The organism is Pseudoalteromonas sp. BZK2 (genome assembly GCF_014349195.1).
In the GTDB taxonomy this organism is placed as follows: domain Bacteria; phylum Pseudomonadota; class Gammaproteobacteria; order Enterobacterales; family Alteromonadaceae; genus Pseudoalteromonas; species Pseudoalteromonas simplex.
Window position 1 is genome coordinate 19893 of sequence record NZ_JACSOG010000029.1, and the last position, 18630, is coordinate 38522.

General features: G+C 42.0%; 13 protein-coding genes. 5 read left to right on the forward strand and 8 right to left on the reverse strand.

All coding sequences use genetic code 11. The features are described 5' to 3' along the window. Positions 1-43: 43 nt before the first annotated feature. The 6 genes from BIZ38_RS16290 to BIZ38_RS16315 form a co-directional block, all read right to left on the reverse strand. Positions 44-3229: an amidohydrolase family protein gene (locus tag BIZ38_RS16290; RefSeq protein ID WP_187490755.1), complete on the reverse strand. Its 3186-nt coding sequence runs from the start codon at positions 3227-3229 to the stop codon at positions 44-46. A 106-nt stretch (positions 3230-3335) separates the two neighbouring features. Beyond that, a complete protein-coding gene (locus BIZ38_RS16295; RefSeq protein ID WP_187490756.1) occupies positions 3336-4160 on the reverse strand; it encodes a M90 family metallopeptidase in 825 nt (274 codons plus the stop codon). Between the two features lie 90 nt (positions 4161-4250). Next, positions 4251-7157 carry a ligand-binding sensor domain-containing diguanylate cyclase gene (locus BIZ38_RS16300; protein ID WP_187490757.1) on the reverse strand — a complete coding sequence of 969 codons (2907 nt, stop codon included), beginning with the start codon at positions 7155-7157 and terminating at the stop codon, positions 4251-4253. A 130-nt stretch (positions 7158-7287) separates the two neighbouring features. Beyond that, the gene (locus tag BIZ38_RS16305; RefSeq protein ID WP_054551612.1) at positions 7288-7944 is read right to left on the reverse strand and encodes a CatA-like O-acetyltransferase; all 657 of its coding nucleotides are present in this window, start codon (positions 7942-7944) and stop codon (positions 7288-7290) included. Between the two features lie 133 nt (positions 7945-8077). Next, positions 8078-9118, reverse strand: a complete 1041-nt coding sequence (locus BIZ38_RS16310) for a Leu/Phe/Val dehydrogenase (RefSeq protein ID WP_054551613.1) — start codon at positions 9116-9118, stop codon at positions 8078-8080. Between the two features lie 402 nt (positions 9119-9520). Next, complete coding sequence (locus BIZ38_RS16315; protein ID WP_054551614.1) at positions 9521-11047, reverse strand: fumarate hydratase; 1527 nt, start codon at positions 11045-11047, stop codon at positions 9521-9523. A 181-nt stretch (positions 11048-11228) separates the two neighbouring features. Between BIZ38_RS16315 and pabB the strand changes: the two genes are divergently transcribed. The 3 genes from pabB to BIZ38_RS16330 all read left to right on the forward strand — a co-directional run bounded on the left by pabB (position 11229) and on the right by BIZ38_RS16330 (position 14646). Further along, positions 11229-12572 carry an aminodeoxychorismate synthase component I gene (pabB, locus tag BIZ38_RS16320; protein ID WP_187490758.1) on the forward strand — a complete coding sequence of 448 codons (1344 nt, stop codon included), beginning with the start codon at positions 11229-11231 and terminating at the stop codon, positions 12570-12572. A gap of 17 nt (positions 12573-12589) precedes the next feature. After that, positions 12590-13168: an NUDIX hydrolase gene (locus BIZ38_RS16325; RefSeq protein ID WP_187490759.1), complete on the forward strand. Its 579-nt coding sequence runs from the start codon at positions 12590-12592 to the stop codon at positions 13166-13168. A 101-nt stretch (positions 13169-13269) separates the two neighbouring features. Continuing rightward, positions 13270-14646, forward strand: a complete 1377-nt coding sequence (locus BIZ38_RS16330; RefSeq protein ID WP_054551617.1) for an L-serine ammonia-lyase — start codon at positions 13270-13272, stop codon at positions 14644-14646. A gap of 43 nt (positions 14647-14689) precedes the next feature. On the opposite strand, the gene cysB is transcribed toward BIZ38_RS16330, so the two are convergent. Next, entirely contained in the window at positions 14690-15667 is a 978-nt protein-coding gene (gene cysB / locus BIZ38_RS16335; protein WP_054551618.1) for an HTH-type transcriptional regulator CysB, read from the reverse strand. A gap of 297 nt (positions 15668-15964) precedes the next feature. Here cysB and BIZ38_RS16340 point away from each other — a divergent pair, with 297 nt between their 5' ends. Next, a complete protein-coding gene (locus BIZ38_RS16340) occupies positions 15965-16723 on the forward strand; it encodes a hypothetical protein (RefSeq protein WP_187490760.1) in 759 nt (252 codons plus the stop codon). 26 nt (positions 16724-16749) lie between these two features. Here BIZ38_RS16340 and BIZ38_RS16345 read toward each other — a convergent pair whose 3' ends face one another. Beyond that, positions 16750-18042 carry an NCS2 family permease gene (locus BIZ38_RS16345; RefSeq protein ID WP_054551620.1) on the reverse strand — a complete coding sequence of 431 codons (1293 nt, stop codon included), beginning with the start codon at positions 18040-18042 and terminating at the stop codon, positions 16750-16752. A 121-nt stretch (positions 18043-18163) separates the two neighbouring features. On the opposite strand from BIZ38_RS16345, the gene BIZ38_RS16350 reads away from it, so the two are divergent. After that, the gene (locus BIZ38_RS16350; protein WP_054551621.1) at positions 18164-18628 is read left to right on the forward strand and encodes a sel1 repeat family protein; all 465 of its coding nucleotides are present in this window, start codon (positions 18164-18166) and stop codon (positions 18626-18628) included. Positions 18629-18630 lie beyond the last annotated feature (2 nt).

Consider the following 18630-nt stretch of genomic DNA (forward strand, 5'->3'; position numbering starts at 1 on the left):
AAAAGCGGCACAATGGCCGCTTTCAGTTTAGATTTTTGCTATGTTAGATTTTTTCAAAATATAGCTTTTCGCGTTTTTTCTCACCCACTTCGTTCATGGTTGCAGCATCAAATAAACGACCATTGATCATGGTGTAATCGATTTTATCTGTATCACGAATGTTAGTTAGCGGGTTACCGTCAATAACAATTAAATCGGCAAGTTTACCCGGCTCAAGAGAACCGATGTTGGTATCAAGGCCAATGTATTTAGCAGGATCTAAGGTTGCTGCACGAATTGCTTCAAGTGGTGTCATACCACCTTGCGCAAACATCCAAATCTCCCAATGTGCCGCTAAACCTTCACGTTGACCGTGAGCACCTAGGTTTACTAAAACACCTAAGTCTTGCAGCTCTTTAGCAACACGGGCATTGTTAAAGTGGTTATAGTGATGATCGGGCGCCTTAACACGACGCATTGAGCGAGGCAAAAGCTGATTCTTTGGTACAAACTTACTTAAGCGTGGGTGATTCCACACATCCGTCTTGTCGTACCAATAATTTTCACCCCAAATACCACCGTAAGCTACACCGAGTGTCGGCGTGTAACCCACATCGCTTTGTGACCAAAGCTGGCGAATATCATCGTAAATATTGGCAACAGGAATTGAGTGTTCAATACCCGTATGACCATCAACTACCATAGTTAAGTTGTGCTGCAGTAATGAACCGCCTTCTGGCACAACCATCATTTCAAGTTCACGACCTGCTTCAATAACTTGCTGGCGCTGTTCACGACGAGGTTGGTTATATGATTTAACACTAAACGCACCTACTTTCTTTAAACGCTCAAGATGGAATTTAGCATCTTCTAACGAGTCAATATGCGATGTATAACCTGGCATATTCGCACCATATAAGATGGTACCTGTAGAGAAAATACGAGGGCCGACAATCATGCCTGCTTTTTGCATTTCGCTTGCAGCAAAAATCTCTGTGGTGTCGTTTGATGGATCGTGAATCGTTGTCACACCTAACGCTAAGCCAGCTAAGTTCTTCCAGTTTTGCTGTGGAATGATCTCATCGCTGCCTTGCGAGCCATGCGCATGTGCATCAACAATACCCGGCATAATCGTCTTGCCAGTTACATCAATTACTTCTGCACCTTTAGGAATAGCAACACTGTCTTTACTGCCAACCGCTTTAATATGCTTACCATCAGTAACAATAACGCCGTTTTCAACGACTTGCTCACCGTTCATGGTGATAATGCGCGCACCAGTTAACGCGAATACTGATTTAGGCTCCGCCATGTTTTTTGTAAAACCGATGTTGTCGCCGCTTTTAACTTTAAAGTCAGTCTCTGCATTTTGGTTAATATCAAATAAACCCGCTAGGCTGGCATGATATAACTCTGGGCCTAAGCTCCAATAAAGTTTATCGCTTGTGCCACTCCAACTGATGTTTTCACCCGCGCGAACAGAAAGCTGCTCAATTGGGAATTGGCTATCTTTCGGGCCAATATTAATGGTTTTGCCACGCTCAACAAATGGCGTAACAAATACTTTAAAACGCTCTGCAAACGCTAAGTATTGGCCATCTGGTGATACTCTAAACTCTGTAGCATGTTCTGATTCGTAAAGTTTACGAACTTGCTTTGATTCAAGCTCAACAACACTTAATGTTGGTTTCGGCCAAGGGCTCATCACATAAATACGGTCATTCGCTGCACCAAATTGCGGCTGATAGCCTGATTTAGTGATTAGCGTCGCTTTACCGCCTTTAGCACTTACTGAGTAAATACCTGGCTCTAATGACCATGTTGGGTTAAGGATACTGCCGCCAGATGCTTTACGGTAAACAACCGTTTTGCCATCAGGGCTGAAAGTTGGCTCTACATATTTACCCGGCTCTTTAGTAATGGTATCGCCACGGCCACTGCGCGCAGATACAACACGAACTGAGCCCTGTTCGTTATCATCCCATGTGGTATAAACAATCTTCTTACCATCACGAGAGAACTGCGGGAATAATTCAAAGTGGTCGTCTTGCTTAGTCAGGCGCTTCACTTTGCCAGACTCTAAATCACGTTTATAAATATGACCTAGCGCTTCAAATATAGCCGTTTCACCATCCGGTGAAATTTGTACATTACGCAGCATTTTCACATCAAAATTATCGCTATCGATGTTTTGTGTAAAACGCACGGCTTTTTGAATTTGCTTATTGGTCTCAACTTTAAATGGAATAGTCGAGACAGACTTATCATCTACATCTAGCTTATGAATGATACCACCCGCCCAAAAGACTAGTTGTTCGTTATCTGGCGTCCAAGCAATTGTTGGGTATACGCCATGAATAGCCCATGTCTCTTGCATATCACGCTCAAGCTCGCCATACAGCTTGGTATGCTCACCGGTGTGAAGATCATATAAGTACAAGCTTGTTTGGAAATCATCGCGCTTGATATACGCAAGTTTTTTACCATCTGGTGAAGGTGTCGGTCGAATAGCCCCACCCATGCCATCAATAATTGTTTCAATCTCGCCAGTTTCACGGTCATAGCGTTTAATTTTATAAATACCCGCTACAGAATCTTTAGAGTAATGGAATGTTTTACCCGGCGTTGCATCATGCGAGAAATAAACATAACGACCATCCGGTGAGAACATTGGTTCGCCTAAGTCTTTTTGGTCGTTCTCACGTGCAGTTAGTTGCACACCTTTACCACCCGCTTTGTGGTAAAGCCATACTTCACCAGCCCCTAGAGAGCGGCTTGCAGTAAAGTGCTTACGCGCAACTAAGTAGTCACCATCTGGGCTCCAAGCTGGGCTGTTTAACAAACGAAATGTTTCGTTCGTTACGGCTTTTTGGTTTTCACCATTTAAATCCATAACCCAAATGTTATCGCCACCACCTTGGTCTGAAGTAAACGCAATGTGCTTACCATCAGGGCTAAAGCGTGGTTGCATTTGCCATGCAATATCACTGGTTAATTGCGTTGCAGTGCCACCTGACATTGGCATGGTATAAATATCGCCGAGTAGGTCAAACACCACTGTTTTACCATCAGGGCTAATATCTACGTTCATCCACGTGCCCTGCTCAACACTAATTTTAGCGTCTAGGAATTGGCCTTTTGGTGCGTCCACCTGCCACTTGTCGTCATTTGATTGCTCAGCTGCCGCCACTTGCCCAGTTAGAGCAAGTGAAATAGATACAGCGAGCGCTGTATGAAGCATTTTCTTCATTGAAATCTCACTTTTTATTGTTTTGCTTATATGCACACGTTAAAGATTGCACCAAATAGCATAGCAAGATTCCAGTGATTCGTGTTAAACAGACGTAAATAGTCGACTAATGCCACGCAATCGGATCAAACTGATAAAAGCCAACCAGTAAATGATAAATTTCTGGGTCAAACTGCCTTAGCTCAGCGGGTTTTTCTAAAAAGGTTTCGGTGATAACAGCAAAAAACTCTGCCTCATTAGTCGCGCCATAGCTATGAATAACATGAGGCATGCCATAAGCTAAATGAGTTTTAAGTTGATTAAAGGCGCGGCTAAATACTTTTGCCCACTTTTGGTAATCCTCGTTACTCGAAAGCAATGGCGTGCCTGTGGTTTGGCCGGTTTCTTGGTCGAGCTGATGGGCAAATTCATGAAACACTAAATTATGGCCATCGCTTGGTAAACGGTTCCCCTCAAGGACATCATGCCAACTCAATACCAGTGTTCCGCCTGGCCATGATTCACCTTGACGCACCGTATTGTGATAACTAACAAGTCCGGCATTATCGCGGGAAGTTTGCGGGGCATAATACGCGCTTGGATATAACAGGATCTCTTTTACATTACGATACAGTGGCCATGGTTTATTAAGCACTAAAACACAGGCATCGGCTGCCACAATCAGCTTCATTGCATCATTAAGCTTAAGGCCATCACAACCGATAAAGCGTTTTTCATTTAAAAACCAAACGATATGACGCTCCAGCTTTTCGCGGTCGGCATCCGTCATCTTTCGGTAGATGGGCATATATTTTAACAGCAGGTCTTTTTGCTGAACATTGAGGGAGTTATTTAGGTATTTTTTCTGCCAAAAGTGATTACGAATATCGTCCCAGCGCCAGTAACACACAACAAAAATTATTAAAAAAAGTATCAAAACCAGGTTAAGCATTACTATCGCCTAAAAAACAATCTTGATACTTAAATGTGTGCAAACAAAAAAAGATCAATTGTTTACACACATATTTATTTTAAAAGCTGATTAATCGAGCGTGATACAGCCTTGATTATAAATAAAAATTTGGTTTCGGCCGTTATTCTTCGCATTGTATAAAGCGTTGTCGGCGTGTGATAGCAAGCGGTCGTAGTCTGCAACTTGCGCGTTATCTGCCACACCAAAACTTACCGTTACAGAAAGGCTATCTGCTAATTCTGAGAAATCGTAACCCGCTATCTCTAAACGGATAATTTCACACAATCTTGCGGCCTCTTCAGCGTTTTTGTATGGAAACAACAGGGTAAATTCTTCACCGCCCCAACGCGCCGCATAACCTTCATCAGGGAAGTTCATGCGCAGTAAACGAGCAATTTCACAAATCACTTTATCACCAATTAAGTGCGAGAAATTGTCATTAATGAGTTTGAAGTGATCAATATCCATAATGGCAATACTAAGCGTTTTATTATCACGTTGGAACTGACTAAAGTTTTCAGACAACCATATATCAAAGGCACGTCTATTCGGTAATTGCGTTAATTGGTCATGATTCGCTAAATGAGCAAAGGCATCGGCTTGCGTTTGCAAATCATGCATTTGCTGTTCAACTTTTTCAGTTAACTCAATTTCAATGCGCTTGTAATGATATAAGCGGTATTTATAAATGGCATAAGCAGCAAAAAGCACTGCAACTAAGATAAATAATTTAAAGCTGGTTTTCTGCCAAAAATAAGGGGCTATTTTAAACCGCAGTACTTGTTCATTATCTTGCCAATCACTATTTGGATACCCAGCGCGCACTTTAAAGGTATAGTTACCCGGTGGTAAATTAGTGTATTCGGTAATGGCCAAGCGCCCCCTGTCTACCCATTGTTGATTGTAACCACTTAATTGCGTTTGGTAGTTTAAACGCCCGGGCATGATAAAACTAAGCCCAGCGTAATTAAACGAAACACGAGAAACACCAGCAGGTAAGCTCAACACCTCACTTCCAACGGGTAAAGTAATGGGTTTGCCATCGACTTCGAAGCTTTCAATAACCGTCGATAGTCGGCGTTTACTGGCTTCTTTTAAACGCTCTGGTGTCGCAATAGCAACGCCTTTTGCTGTGGCAACCCATACTTGTCCATCTGAATGAAGTACAGCAGCAGGGTTTGAACCACCATTAGCTTGCGCGCTAAGCATGCCATCGCCTTCATCATAAAGCTGCATCGAAACACTCATTGGCTGAACTTTTTCAGGATTATCTAGCAGTGCTACTAGCTGAGCTTTATTGACTTGAATAACACCGCGGTTACTGGTCAGCCACAGTGAGTCACCTTGTTCAATGACTTGGAACAGCTTATCGACAGGTAAACCTTGAGCTCGACCAAATAAGCTCATTTTATCTGTACTGAGATTGTAACGAACGAGACCTCTATCGGTTGCAAGCCACATTTTATCGCCATCTAAGTAAAAGCCGAATGCATACTCAGTGCTGAACTGCGTTGGAAACTCAAGTGTTTTAAACTGCTCTGTAACTGGGTCAAAAATAGACACACCGACGCCCGTGCCAACCCATAATCTACCATGGTCATCCTCATTAAGTGCCATTATGAAATCACCGGCTAGGCCATCCTCCGTGGTAAACGAATGAATTTGCCCTGCAGGGTCTATCTTGGTTAAGCCTGCAGCGGTACCAACCCATAGATTATCAAAAGCATCAAACAACACAGCGCGAACTTCGTTACTGATCAGGCCATTACTGCGGTTTTTTACTGGGTAAATTTGCCCATTAACCACTTTCATTAAACCGGCAGTATAAGTGCCTAGCCAGACTCCGCCCTGCTTATCTTCAGTTAAACTTAAAACGGATAGTGGGTCTTTTTCATAGGCTTGGGTAAGGGTTGTGAGCTTGCCATTTTCAATACGATTTAAGCCATTACTACTGCCCACCCATAAGCTGCCATCAGAATGCGATAACACGGTACGCACATAATCAGATGCAAGCCCACGACTTTGGCTCCAATTCGTAAATGGTGCTTCGCGCAGGCGGAATAACCCGGCATTCGTGCCAACCCAAATACTTTTTTCCCGATCGAGCAATAAGGATAAAATACGGTTGTTGGGTAAGCCATCATCTGCCGCTAAGTTTTCAAGGCCTAAACTGCTAAGTCTAAAAACCCCTTTATTGATGGTGCCAAACCACAAATCGCCTTGTGCATCTTCGAGTAAACTAGCAATTGATTCGTTGTTAAGGACGGGATTAATAGCAACAAACTTATTATTTTTCTTTTGCCATGCCCCTTTTTCAGTGCCGACAATTAAAGTGCCTGACTCCGTTAGTAACAAGGTAAACACAGAAGCATTTGGAAGCCCTGAGTCTTCATTGATCTTACTAACTTGCTTATTCTCAATTTGATAAAGACCATCACTGGTCGCCGCCCAAATCACGCCTGTTTTGTCTTGTAAAAGGCGGTAGGCACTTAACTTATCAAGCAGTTTTTGCTCAGTGGCAGTTTCAGAAGCGCGGTATACAATACCTTGCCCTTCAAGTGCCAACCAAAGCTCACCTTGTTCAGTAACAAGTGCATGATTAACCATGGCTGATGAGCTTGGTAATGCGCGCCACCCTCCTTGTGAGCGAAGCGCAATGCCACCACGGGCACCCACGATATATAAATCGCCATTTTCCATTGCAATAAGGCTACGTAGGCCAGAATCAGGTAAGCCAGGTATTTCTGTTCGAGTAAAGAGTTTAAACTCGCGACCATTAAAACGGGCAAGCCCTTCCCAAGTTGCTATCCAAATGTAACCATCTTTGGTTTGCGCTACACCATTGATACTATTGTGAGGAAGGCCGGCGCGAGTACTCCAAGTCTCTGTAAAATAGTCACTTAAAGAGAGGCGTGCAGATTCTGCAACCGCGCTGAAACATAAAAAAAGGAAAATACAACTAACTACCCGCACCATTAAACTAAAACCCTGATATTTATTATCGTTCTATTCAGTGATGTAGTTATGCGAAGTAAAGTCATCCCTAACTTCAGATAATACTACATTAGTTGCAATTTTTACTTACTTCGATAACATTTAGCAAGAATCAATTACAAAAATTCGTAATTTTTTCTTGCAGTATTTTCACAAATCTTGCTACATGCAGGCCATCCATCAAAGCATGATGCACATCGATTGAAAGCGGCATCTTGCCAGTTTGTACGTCATATTGGCCAAACACAAACTTGGGTATACCTAGACCATGCCCTTCACTCACAGCATGCGAGAAGCCGGTAAAATTAAGCCATGGGAGCACTGAGATATGAATAAGATCAGGCTGCCCTTCTGTTGCAGCAAATGCATCAGAGAAAAATGGTTTTGCTTTACTTGTTTTACCCACAGCAATCGCGTGTTTTGAAAAATCTTCCATCGACGCTTGTTTTTCAAAATAACTAAAACGAAAAGTTTCATCTTCTGCAAGCTCTACCACACTGCCTCTTACAGATGACAGTTGTACGGGCAACAAATCAATAATACGTTGACGCATTGGTGCATAGTCATGACATGCTTCAAGTGTTAGGTAAACATAGCTGTGAAAGAACGAATACGGTTCTGCTTTGCACTTGTTATATAGAGCCGCCATATCGAGTGAAACACATACATTAAAATATGGCAGAGAAAATTCTTTGAAAAAAGCGAAATGCTGCTTACGAGGCCAAGTATCAAGATTGATTGGGGTTATTTCACAAGGCTGAGTTTTCATTAGGCGTCCTCGAGATTTAAAAACCGAGTGTACCGAGATAGTTAGCCTTCGTCATTTTGTTGCGATAAATAACAGAGACAAAAAAGGTGCGACTTGCGCACCTTTTTACCTGTAAATTTATCGATTTACTAAATTATAAGCCGTTTTCGATGATTTCTAATGCGAGTTCATCGGCAATTAAATGCGTCGACTTTTGCTCTTTTTCAGAGCGAGCAAAGATTTCTGTTAGCGTATCAAAAATGCCTTCAACGTGCTTCGTTGATGCTTCTGCACTATAACCTGCTGGTGCAGTTTCGTAATAAACGTTGATGATACCACCTGCGTTAATGACGTAATCTGGTGCGTATAAAATACCTTTTTCGCGGATGATCTCACCGTGACGAGACTCTGCTAATTGGTTATTCGCACAACCTGCAATAATTGTTGCTTTTAAACGCGGGATAGTCGTGTCATTCACCGTTGCGCCAAGTGCACATGGTGCATACACATCAACATCTAAGTCGTAGATTTCATCAATACCCACAGCCGTTGCATTGAAGTCATTTACAACACGCTCAACAGCTTGTTCGTTGATATCTGTTACAAATAATGTTGCGCCCGCTTCATGTAGGTGTTTACAAAGGCCATATGCTACTGCACCTAAGCCTTGCACGGCTACTTTGATACCAGCAAGATCTTGATGACCTCGTTGATGTTGTAAAGCTGCTTTAATACCTAAGAATGTACCATATGCTGTGAACGGTGAAGGGTTACCACTTTTACCTTCAAGGCCTAATACATAGTTAGTTTCTTTATTCATGATAGCCACATCATCACAAGTGATGTTTACATCTTCAGCTGAATAGTAGCTACCACTTAAACGCTCTAACTGACGACCAAATGCACGGAAAAGTTGCTCTGATTTAATTTCTTTAGCATTACCGATGATCACTGACTTACCGCCACCAAATGGTAAACGTGCCACAGCATTTTTGTAGGTCATACCTTTTGATAAACGAAGTGCATCAGTAACAGCATCTTCATCAGTTGTGTAGTCCCACATTCTGCAACCACCAACCGCTGGACCTAATTTGGTATTGTGAACCGCGATAATAGCTTTTAGGCCTGATTCTTTATCTGAACAAAACACCACTTGCTCGTGGTTATCAAAGTCGACTTTATTAAATACAGCCACAGTTAAATACTCCGAAATTTTCTTACCCTAAAGGGGTGTGAGCGCTGAAAGTGCCGAGACTTTATCACTTCGTATGCTCCCTTACCACTAAATGAGATGATAAAACTAAGCAAAGTTCTCAGGCCGAAATAACAACTCAAAAACTAACACTTTATGGAAAAAATATACCAGTCAACGTACGCATTAAGCATTGTTAATTCAAAACAAAATATTAACATCGCCAACTTTATTACGTGAACGTAAAGGTAAAGTATAGCGTAAAGAAAAAGTGACAAAAAAATTATGCCGATAAAGCCAAGTAAAATCAGCTTTTAAAGAGATGTTAGAGAAATAGCTGAGACTGGTCAGAGCTGAAAAAAAACGGCGCAGGTGCGCCGTTTTATGAAAAGAGTTTCAAGATGGTTATTTTAATTTGCCATCAAGTTCTTCAATTTTTGCTTTCCAAATAGCAGGGCCTTGCGTATGCGCATTGGCACCTTCACTATCAACAGCAACGGTTACTGGCATATCTTCTACTTCAAACTCGTAGATTGCTTCCATACCTAAATCTTCGAACGCAACAACACGTGCTTTCTTGATTGCTTTAGATACAAGGTAAGCTGCACCACCTACTGCCATTAAGTAGATAGATTTATTGTTTTTGATTGATTCTACTGTAGCAGGACCACGCTCTGCTTTACCAATCATACCGATGATGCCCGTTTTTTCTAACATCATATCAGTGAATTTATCCATACGAGTCGCAGTTGTAGGGCCAGCAGGACCTACCGCTTCATCACCCACTGCATCTACAGGGCCAACGTAGTAGATAAACTTGTTATCAAAATCAACGCCTTCAGGTAAACCTTCACCTGATTGGATCATATCTTGTAAACGTTTATGCGCGGCATCACGACCCGTTAAGATAGTACCAGACAGAAGAACCGTTTCACCCATCTTCCATTCTTGCGTGTCTTCTTTAGTCAGTGTGTTTAAATCAACACGACGTGTACCTTCGCCTACTTCAAATGTAACTTCTGGCCAATCTTCAAGTTTAGGCGCTTTAAGATCGGCTGGGCCTGAACCATCTAATGTGAAGTGAACGTGACGCGTTGCTGCACAGTTCGGGATCATTACCACTGGTTTTGATGCTGCGTGAGTCGGTGCCGTTTTAACTTTCACATCAACTACGGTTGTTAAACCACCAAGACCTTGAGCACCAATACCTAACTTATTAGCACGTTCGAAGATATCGATACGCATTTTTTCTTCAGTTGTTTCAGCGCCGCGCTCAATTAGCTCGTGAATATCAACCGGATCCATTAATGATTCTTTAGCAAGTACCGCAGCTTTTTCTGCAGTACCGCCAATACCTATACCTAGCATGCCAGGTGGACACCAGCCCGCCCCCATGGTTGGTAATGTTTTCTCAACCCATGCAGCCACATCATCAGATGGGTTAAGCATAACCATTTTCGTTTTATTTTCTGAACCGCCGCCCTTCGCTGCCACCATTACTTCTACTTCAGCGCCTGGCACTAAGTCAATATGAACAACTGATGGTGTGTTGTCTTTAGTGTTTTTACGCGTACCAGCTGGGTCTGCAACAATTGATGCACGTAATGGGTTATCTGGGTTTAAGTATGCGCGACGTGTACCTTCATCAACCATTTGCTGAACAGTCATGTCTGTTTTATCCCACTTAACATCCATACCTACTTTTACGAAACAAGTAATGATACCTGTATCTTGGCACAGTGGACGTTTACCTTCAGCAGACATACGAGAGTTAATTAAAATTTGCGCAATGGCATCTTTTGCCGCTTTGCTTTGCTCTTTGTTGTAAGCTTTTTCTAAGGCTTGTACGAAATCGAGAGGGTGATAAAAAGAAATGTATTGCAATGCATCTTCAATGCTATCAATGAAGTCTTGCTGACGAATTGTACTCATTACGGGTTCCTTAAGTTTTTATCGCGTAGCGCTGTACGTGATCCTGAGTAAACCGGTGACGAAGATTTACTCTACGGGTTAGTCATGGCATCACTATAAAGGAAATCATAACGCTGCCAATCAAATTTAACTTATGATACCCTCCTCGCCCGTTTCGGGCTAGTTATTCAGGGCAATGTAGATGATAAACGATGAAAATTTGTGCATAAAATTAGATTTAAGTGGTGATTGCATCGCGCTATTTAGTCATTTTGCTCATTTGCCCCATGCCGTGTTGCTCGATTCAGCCAATAGCGAACATGTGAATAGCCGCTTCAATATCATCGCTATTGCCCCATTAAAGCAATTAGAAGTGCGTGAAAATACCTGCTTTGTCGACGGCAAAGCACAATCAAGTGATTGTTTTAGCTTGATGAAAGAAGGCCTTCAGGAATTTAATCACACAGCAAACGCTAATAACCTGCCTTTTACAGGTGGTTGGCTTGGCTATTTTGGTTATGATTTAGGTCGCGTGATTGAAAGCATGCCAACTACTGCCGAAAACGACATTAACATGCCGCAAATGGCTATTGGCCTTTATCCAGATGCCCTTATTTATGATAAGCAACAGCAAAGCTGGTTTTACGTCTGTCAGCCAAATCATAATCGCTTAGCGCTATACCAGCAGCACCTAAACGAAACACCAGCAAGTGCAGAATTCGCGCTACAAAGCGACTGGCAATCAAACATGAGTAAAGCCAGCTACAGCGAAAAGTTCGAGAAAATTCAAGCTTATTTAAAAAGTGGTGACTGCTATCAGATCAACCTTGCACAGCGTTTTAAAGCTGAGTTTTCTGGTTCAACATGGCAAGCCTATAAACAACTTCGAGAAGCGAATAAAGCACCGTTTTCAAGCTATATAAATCACCCTGATGGCGCTATTTTATCTATTTCACCAGAGCGTTTTATTTCGATTAATCAGGGCCAAATAGAAACCAAGCCAATTAAAGGAACGCTCCCTCGTTTGGCTGACTCTGAACAAGACCAAGCGCAAGCAACTCGTTTACAACAATCTGAAAAAGACCGCGCAGAAAATGTCATGATTGTTGATCTGCTGCGCAACGATTTAGGCAAAGTGGCTCGTCCAGGTAGTGTCACCGTACCCTCGTTATTTGCCATTGAAAGCTTTCCGGCTGTACATCATTTAGTAAGTACTGTACGCGCAGAGTTAGCAGATGGTAAAGATGCCGTTGACCAAATTCATGCCGCTTTCCCGGGTGGTTCAATTACCGGAGCACCGAAAATTCGCGCTATGGAAATTATTGAAGAACTCGAACCACATCGCCGAAGTGTGTACTGCGGCTCAATTGGCTATTTGAGTGCTTGTGGCAACATGGATACCAGTATCACAATCCGTACTTTAGTGTGCCACAAAGGTGCAATCTATTGCTGGGCTGGCGGTGGCATTGTGGCTGATTCAAAGGTCGACTTGGAGTACCAAGAAACTTACGATAAAGTAAATAAAATACTGCCTTTATTAAAGTAAAAGTTGAAGTAACTACCTTGAATAGCCAGCAAATAATTGCCCGTTTTAGTTTAAGTCAAACCACAGAGCGCCCAGCAACCATACGCTTTAATGCCGAAAAGCGTGCCAGTGCCGTAATGTTACCTCTGCTTGATGTTAACGACGAAGCGCATTTGTTATTGTGCAAGCGACCTAGTTATTTACTTCATCACCCCGGGGAGATTTGCTTACCGGGTGGAAAGTATGAAGAACAAGATGACACTTTGCTGCACACAGCCCTTCGAGAGCTCAATGAAGAGCTTAATATTGGCACACATCAAGTGACTGTCCACGGTAAATTACATCAGTACGCGACCCTAACCGGTTTCACTATTGAGCCTTTTGTGTGTGTGCTTAGTGAAGGCACAACATGGCAAGCAGATCCCAACGAAGTTGCTGCCAGCTTTTTACTGCCCTTATCTTATTTAAGTAATCAACGAAATTGGCAACCCCTTCCCTTTGTGCGAAATGGTAAAACCATTACTTTGCAAGGTTTGATGACCCCCCATGGACTGCTTTGGGGAGCAACAGCGAGCATAATTAATAACTTTATAAAACAGCTCGCCCTACCAGTTTAATTATCCTGCTTTTAGGGTTACACAGACACGTTTAAACGTTATCATGTGGCACCGTTCAAAGGCAGGTAGTATGCCGTTAATAGAAAAATGAGTAGCAAATTATGATCAGTGCATTCGATATGTTTAGTATTGGTATTGGCCCATCGTCATCTCACACAGTTGGTCCGATGCGCGCTTCGCGTTTATTTGTAAACGAACTAGAAGAAAAAAACTTACTTGCAAACGTCACCGATATTAAAGTTGAGCTATTTGGCTCACTCGGTCAAACAGGTATTGGCCATGGCTCTGGTAAAGCTGTGATCTTAGGCCTTGCCGGTTATGATCCAGAAACCATTGATGCTGATTTAGTCGACGATATCCTCGCAAAAATCGAAAAAGAGCAGGTTATTTATTTAAACCAAAGCCATAAAGCTAATTTCCCTAAGCAAGGTGCGATTGTATTTCATCGTCGTAAAACTCTACCAAAACACTCAAATGCAATGGAAATCATTGCTAGCCAAAATGGCGAAAAGTTATTCAGCAAAGTGTATTACTCAATCGGTGGCGGCTTTATCGTCAGTGATGAAGAGTTCGAGAACGAAAAACAAAAAGCACTCGAAATTCGCGAAGAAAACCCAGCGCCTTATCCGTTTAACACGGCTAAAGAGTTATTAGAGCTATGCCGTGAATCAGGGTTTAGTGTATCAACACTTATGATGCATAACGAAAAAACCCTGCGCAGCGAAAAAGACATCAAGGATGAGCTGTTTAATATTTGGCAAGTAATGAAAGCCTGTATTGAGCGTGGTATGCGTACAGAAGGGATTTTACCAGGCGGATTAAAAGTAAAGCGCCGTGCCCCAAGTTTACACCTTAAATTAAATATTGAAGTAAACAACGACCCATTACGTGCGATGGACTGGGTTGATTTATTTGCCCTTGCTGTAAACGAAGAGAACGCTGCCGGCGGCCGTGTTGTTACCGCACCAACCAATGGTGCTGCAGGTATTTTGCCAGCAGTATTAATGTATTATCACACTTTCATTAAAGAAGTAGACCGTGATATTGCTACTCGTTACTTATTAACGGCGGCAGCAATTGGTATTTTATATAAAAAGAATGCGTCAATTTCGGGTGCTGAAGTTGGTTGTCAAGGTGAAGTGGGCGTTGCTTGCTCAATGGCAGCGGGTGCACTAACTGAAATCATGGGTGGTAATGTTGTACAGGTTGAAAACGCCGCTGAAATCGGCATGGAGCACAACCTAGGTCTAACTTGTGACCCTGTTGGCGGTCTTGTACAAGTACCGTGTATTGAACGTAATGCAATGGGCTCAATTAAAGCAATTAATGCGTCACGCCTTGCAATGCGTGGTTCTGGCGAGCAAAAAGTAACCCTTGATAAGGTCATTAAAACCATGCTCGATACAGGTAATGATATGAAAACGAAATACAAAGAAACCGCTCGCGGTGGCTTAGCAGTTAATATCATCGAGTGTTAATTTAAGCAAAATAAAAAGCCGCTTTAAAGCGGCTTTCTTATCTCTATTTTACTGGTAACTCAATGTTTTCGAATAGCTTATCAACATCTTCTTGGTTACGTAATAAACTTGCTCGTTCAACCAGCTCTTTCGTTAAGTGCGGGGCAAAACGCTCAATAAAATCATACATGTAGCTGCGTAAGAAGCTGCCTTTTCGAAAACCAATTTTAGTGGTGCTCGCTTCAAATAAGTGACTTGCATCAATACAGACTAAATCAGTATCTGTTATTTGATCAATCGCCATAGACGCCACAACACCCACACCTAGCCCTAAACGAACATAAGTTTTAATTACATCAGCGTCCGTTGCAGTAAAAACAATATGCGGCTCAAGGCCATGAGCATTGAAGGCTTTATCTAATTCAGAACGACCAGTAAAACCAAACACATAAGTTATCAGTGGGTATTTAGCCACATCGGCAACCGTTAAGTTATCAGCCTTTTGCGCAAGTGGGTGTGTTTTTGCCACAACAATACTGCGATTCCAGTGATAGCACGGCAACATAACTAAATCAGAGTATAAATGTAGTGCCTCAGTCGCAATGGCAAAGTCAGCATCACCGCGTGCTGCCGCATCAGAAATCTGCTGTGGCGTTCCTTGATGCATATGCAGAGACACTGCCGGGTACTTTTTCATAAAGCCTTGAATAACATTCGGTAATGCGTAACGAGCCTGAGTATGAGTAGTCGCAATGTTAAGTTTACCTTGGTCAGGCAAAGTATGCTCATTAGCAACCGCTTTAATACCTTCAACTTTCGACAATATCTCTCGCGAAATATTAATTATTTCGTTACCGGCACTGGTTACATGGGTAAGGTGTTTGCCACTACGGCCAAAGATCTGTACGCCCAGTTCGTCTTCAAGCATACGAACTTGTTTCGAGATCCCCGGTTGCGAGGTAAATAAACTTTCGGCTGTCGCTGAGACATTCAGTTTATGATTTTGGACTTCGACTATATATCTGAGTTGTTGTAGTTTCATGGCTGCATTGTAAACGTTGTTATTGTTTATTTATAAAGGCTGCAAAGCGCAATGCCAAGCGATATTTCATCGCGCTATACATTTATATCGATTGTTTCTAAGGCTAACACATTAAATTAATGCTCGGTAGCCGTGTTTACTCGCAAAATATTCAATAAAGATGTTAGTTTAGCGCTATACTCATTATAAAGTAGTAAACTTAATAAGTTTATTCGAGATAACTACCGCAAAACTGTTCAGATCTAATCTTTTTAAGGTAATATAAAAAAATTAGATAGTTAAAACTGAGATTTAGTAATGATTGTTTCTATCATCATCATGCTCATTGTTGCATTAATTGTGATCGCATTATGGGTCAGTGCTGTGCAACAACACAAAGAAAAACAAGAAGCAGAGCGCCGCAAAGAGTTAACTAAACAAAAGAAAATCATTGAAGAGGCAGAAGACGTGCTGCTTAACAGTGCCAATATTCCCATGTCTGAGAATATTCTACGTATTATTCAGCGCCGTATATATGATGCGCTTGCAAGTATGGTACAACTCTCTCCAAGTTCTAAGGAACTCAAAAGTCGCTTAAATGAAGCTAAACAGCGTTTAGCGGGTCCAATTGAGGCGAATAATAGCGACTCATTAGTGTTACCAGACAACGATAAGCAGCTTATTTCTTTAATTCAAGGAATAAAAAAACTAAGGGCAGTGCTACGCTCTGAACATAGTAAAGGTAAAATCGAGAGTCAAATATTTGTTGCCGAAGATAAACGCCTTGAAAAACTACAACTTCGAATCAACGTAGAAAGCCAAATTAAGCGTGGGCTTTCAGCTCGCTCAGCAAATATGGTGGGCTCTGCCAGACAGTATTTCGAAAAAGCACTGGCAACGCTTAACTCAGTTAGCTATAGCGATGAATATGTAAACTCGAAAAGACAAGAAGTTGAAGGTTATTTAGAAACGATTAGCTCTGAGTTGAAAGCATCAAATGCGACGTCACTAAAGAAGAAAGCAGAACAAGAGCAGGACGATTTAGACGTGTTATTCGCACCAAAGAAAAAGTGGTAAACCACTTTTTCTTTGCTTTGTGAAAATTAAGATAAAAACGCAAACTTAACAATAAACAGCGCTGTTAATACCCACACACTAATACTGATTTCATCTTTTTTACCACATACCAACTTCACTGCAGTATAAGAAATAAAACCAAGCGCAATACCGTGAGCAATCGAGAAAGTTAACGGCGTCATCAATAATACCACACTCACTGGAATGGCATCTGTCATATCATCCCAATTTACCAGCTTTAAGTTTTGCATCATTAACACAGCTACATATAAAATTGCACCTGCCGTTGCATAAGCTGGGATCATGCCAGCAAGTGGCGCAAAGAACATCATTAACAAGAAACAAATGCCTACAACAACAGCAGTTAGACCTGTACGGCCGCCCACAGACACACCTGCTACTGATTCAATGTAAGACGTTGTTGTTGACGTACCAAGCATTGAGCCTGCAATGGTAGCTGTGCTGTCAGCGCTTAATGCACGACCTAAACGAGGCATTTTACCTTGTTCATCAGCAATACCTGCTTTTTGCGTTACAGCAACTAAAGTGCCTGAAGTATCAAACAAATCAACAAATAAGAACGCAAATACCACTGTTAGCATTGAGATTTCGAATGCTGCTGCAAAATCCAATTGCATAAAGGTTGGTGCAATTGAAGGCGGCATTGAAATAATTCCTTGATACTCCACAAGGTCTAAACCAAGCGCAATTGCGGTTACTAATAAAATACTGATAAGTACGCCGCTTTTCATATCGCGGTATAACAGTGCTGCAATAACAAAAAAGCTAAAAATCGCAAGTAGTGGACCTGGGGCTGTGATATCGCCTAACTGCACTAAGGTTGCAGGGCTTGCTACGATAATCCCAGCGTTTTTCAATGCAATAAGCGCTAAGAAAGCACCGATACCTGTGGCAATAGCTCGCTTTAATACCAGTGGAATAGCGTCTATGATCCACTCTCTCACCTTAAATAGGCTTAAGAATAAAAAGATACAACCAGACATAAAAACTGCACCTAATGCAGCTTGCCAAGTGTAGCCCATGCCCAAAACAACACCATAAGTGAAGAAGGCGTTTAAGCCCATACCCGGAGCCAGTGCTAATGGGTAGTTTGCCCATAAACCCATGATAAAACAGCCAATTGCAGCAGCAATACAGGTTGCTACGAATGCCGCACCTTGATCCATTCCCGCTTCTGCAAGCATGGCAGGGTTAACAAATACAATGTAAACCATGGTAATGAATGTTGTGATGCCAGCAATAGTCTCGCGGCGCACAGAGGTGTTGTTTTCAGTGATTTTGAAAAGTCTTTCGAACATGTTGAACTTTAAGTTGAGATTAATTGGCTAATTTTATCATATTTTATCTCAATAAGAGGACATTTTACCTTGCAATGTTCTAAACTAATAAGGTCTTTTATTTCAAGAAAATAACTAAACTATGTCTGATAATTCGCCAGTAGGCTTAGATTTAGAGCAACAGCTTGATAATGTACTTGCCTTTATTACCCAACCCGATAAAGGGTCGGCGCCAAATAAAAGTACTCAATCTGTTGAAAACGTACTAAACAAAGCTTTGTATTATTTAAAAAATGAACAGCCTCCCCTTGCTGCCAAATGGATGCGCTTAGCAGCTATGGCCGGTAACCATAGGGCGCAATTTTATATGGGGCTGTTTTTCATCAAAGGGCAAGGTGTACCACACAGTGTTTTTCATGGCGCGGTGTGGTTAAGTCTGGCAAGTAGCCAAGGTTATGAACCTGCAACGGCTGCACTTGATGATCTTAGAAAACACATCAGTACGCGCAGATTACATGATGCGCAAAGCTATGCAGCTACCCTATATGAACAAATCCACCAGCAGCAATTTGCACATTTAATTCCTCGAGATCCTGACGCAAGCTAACA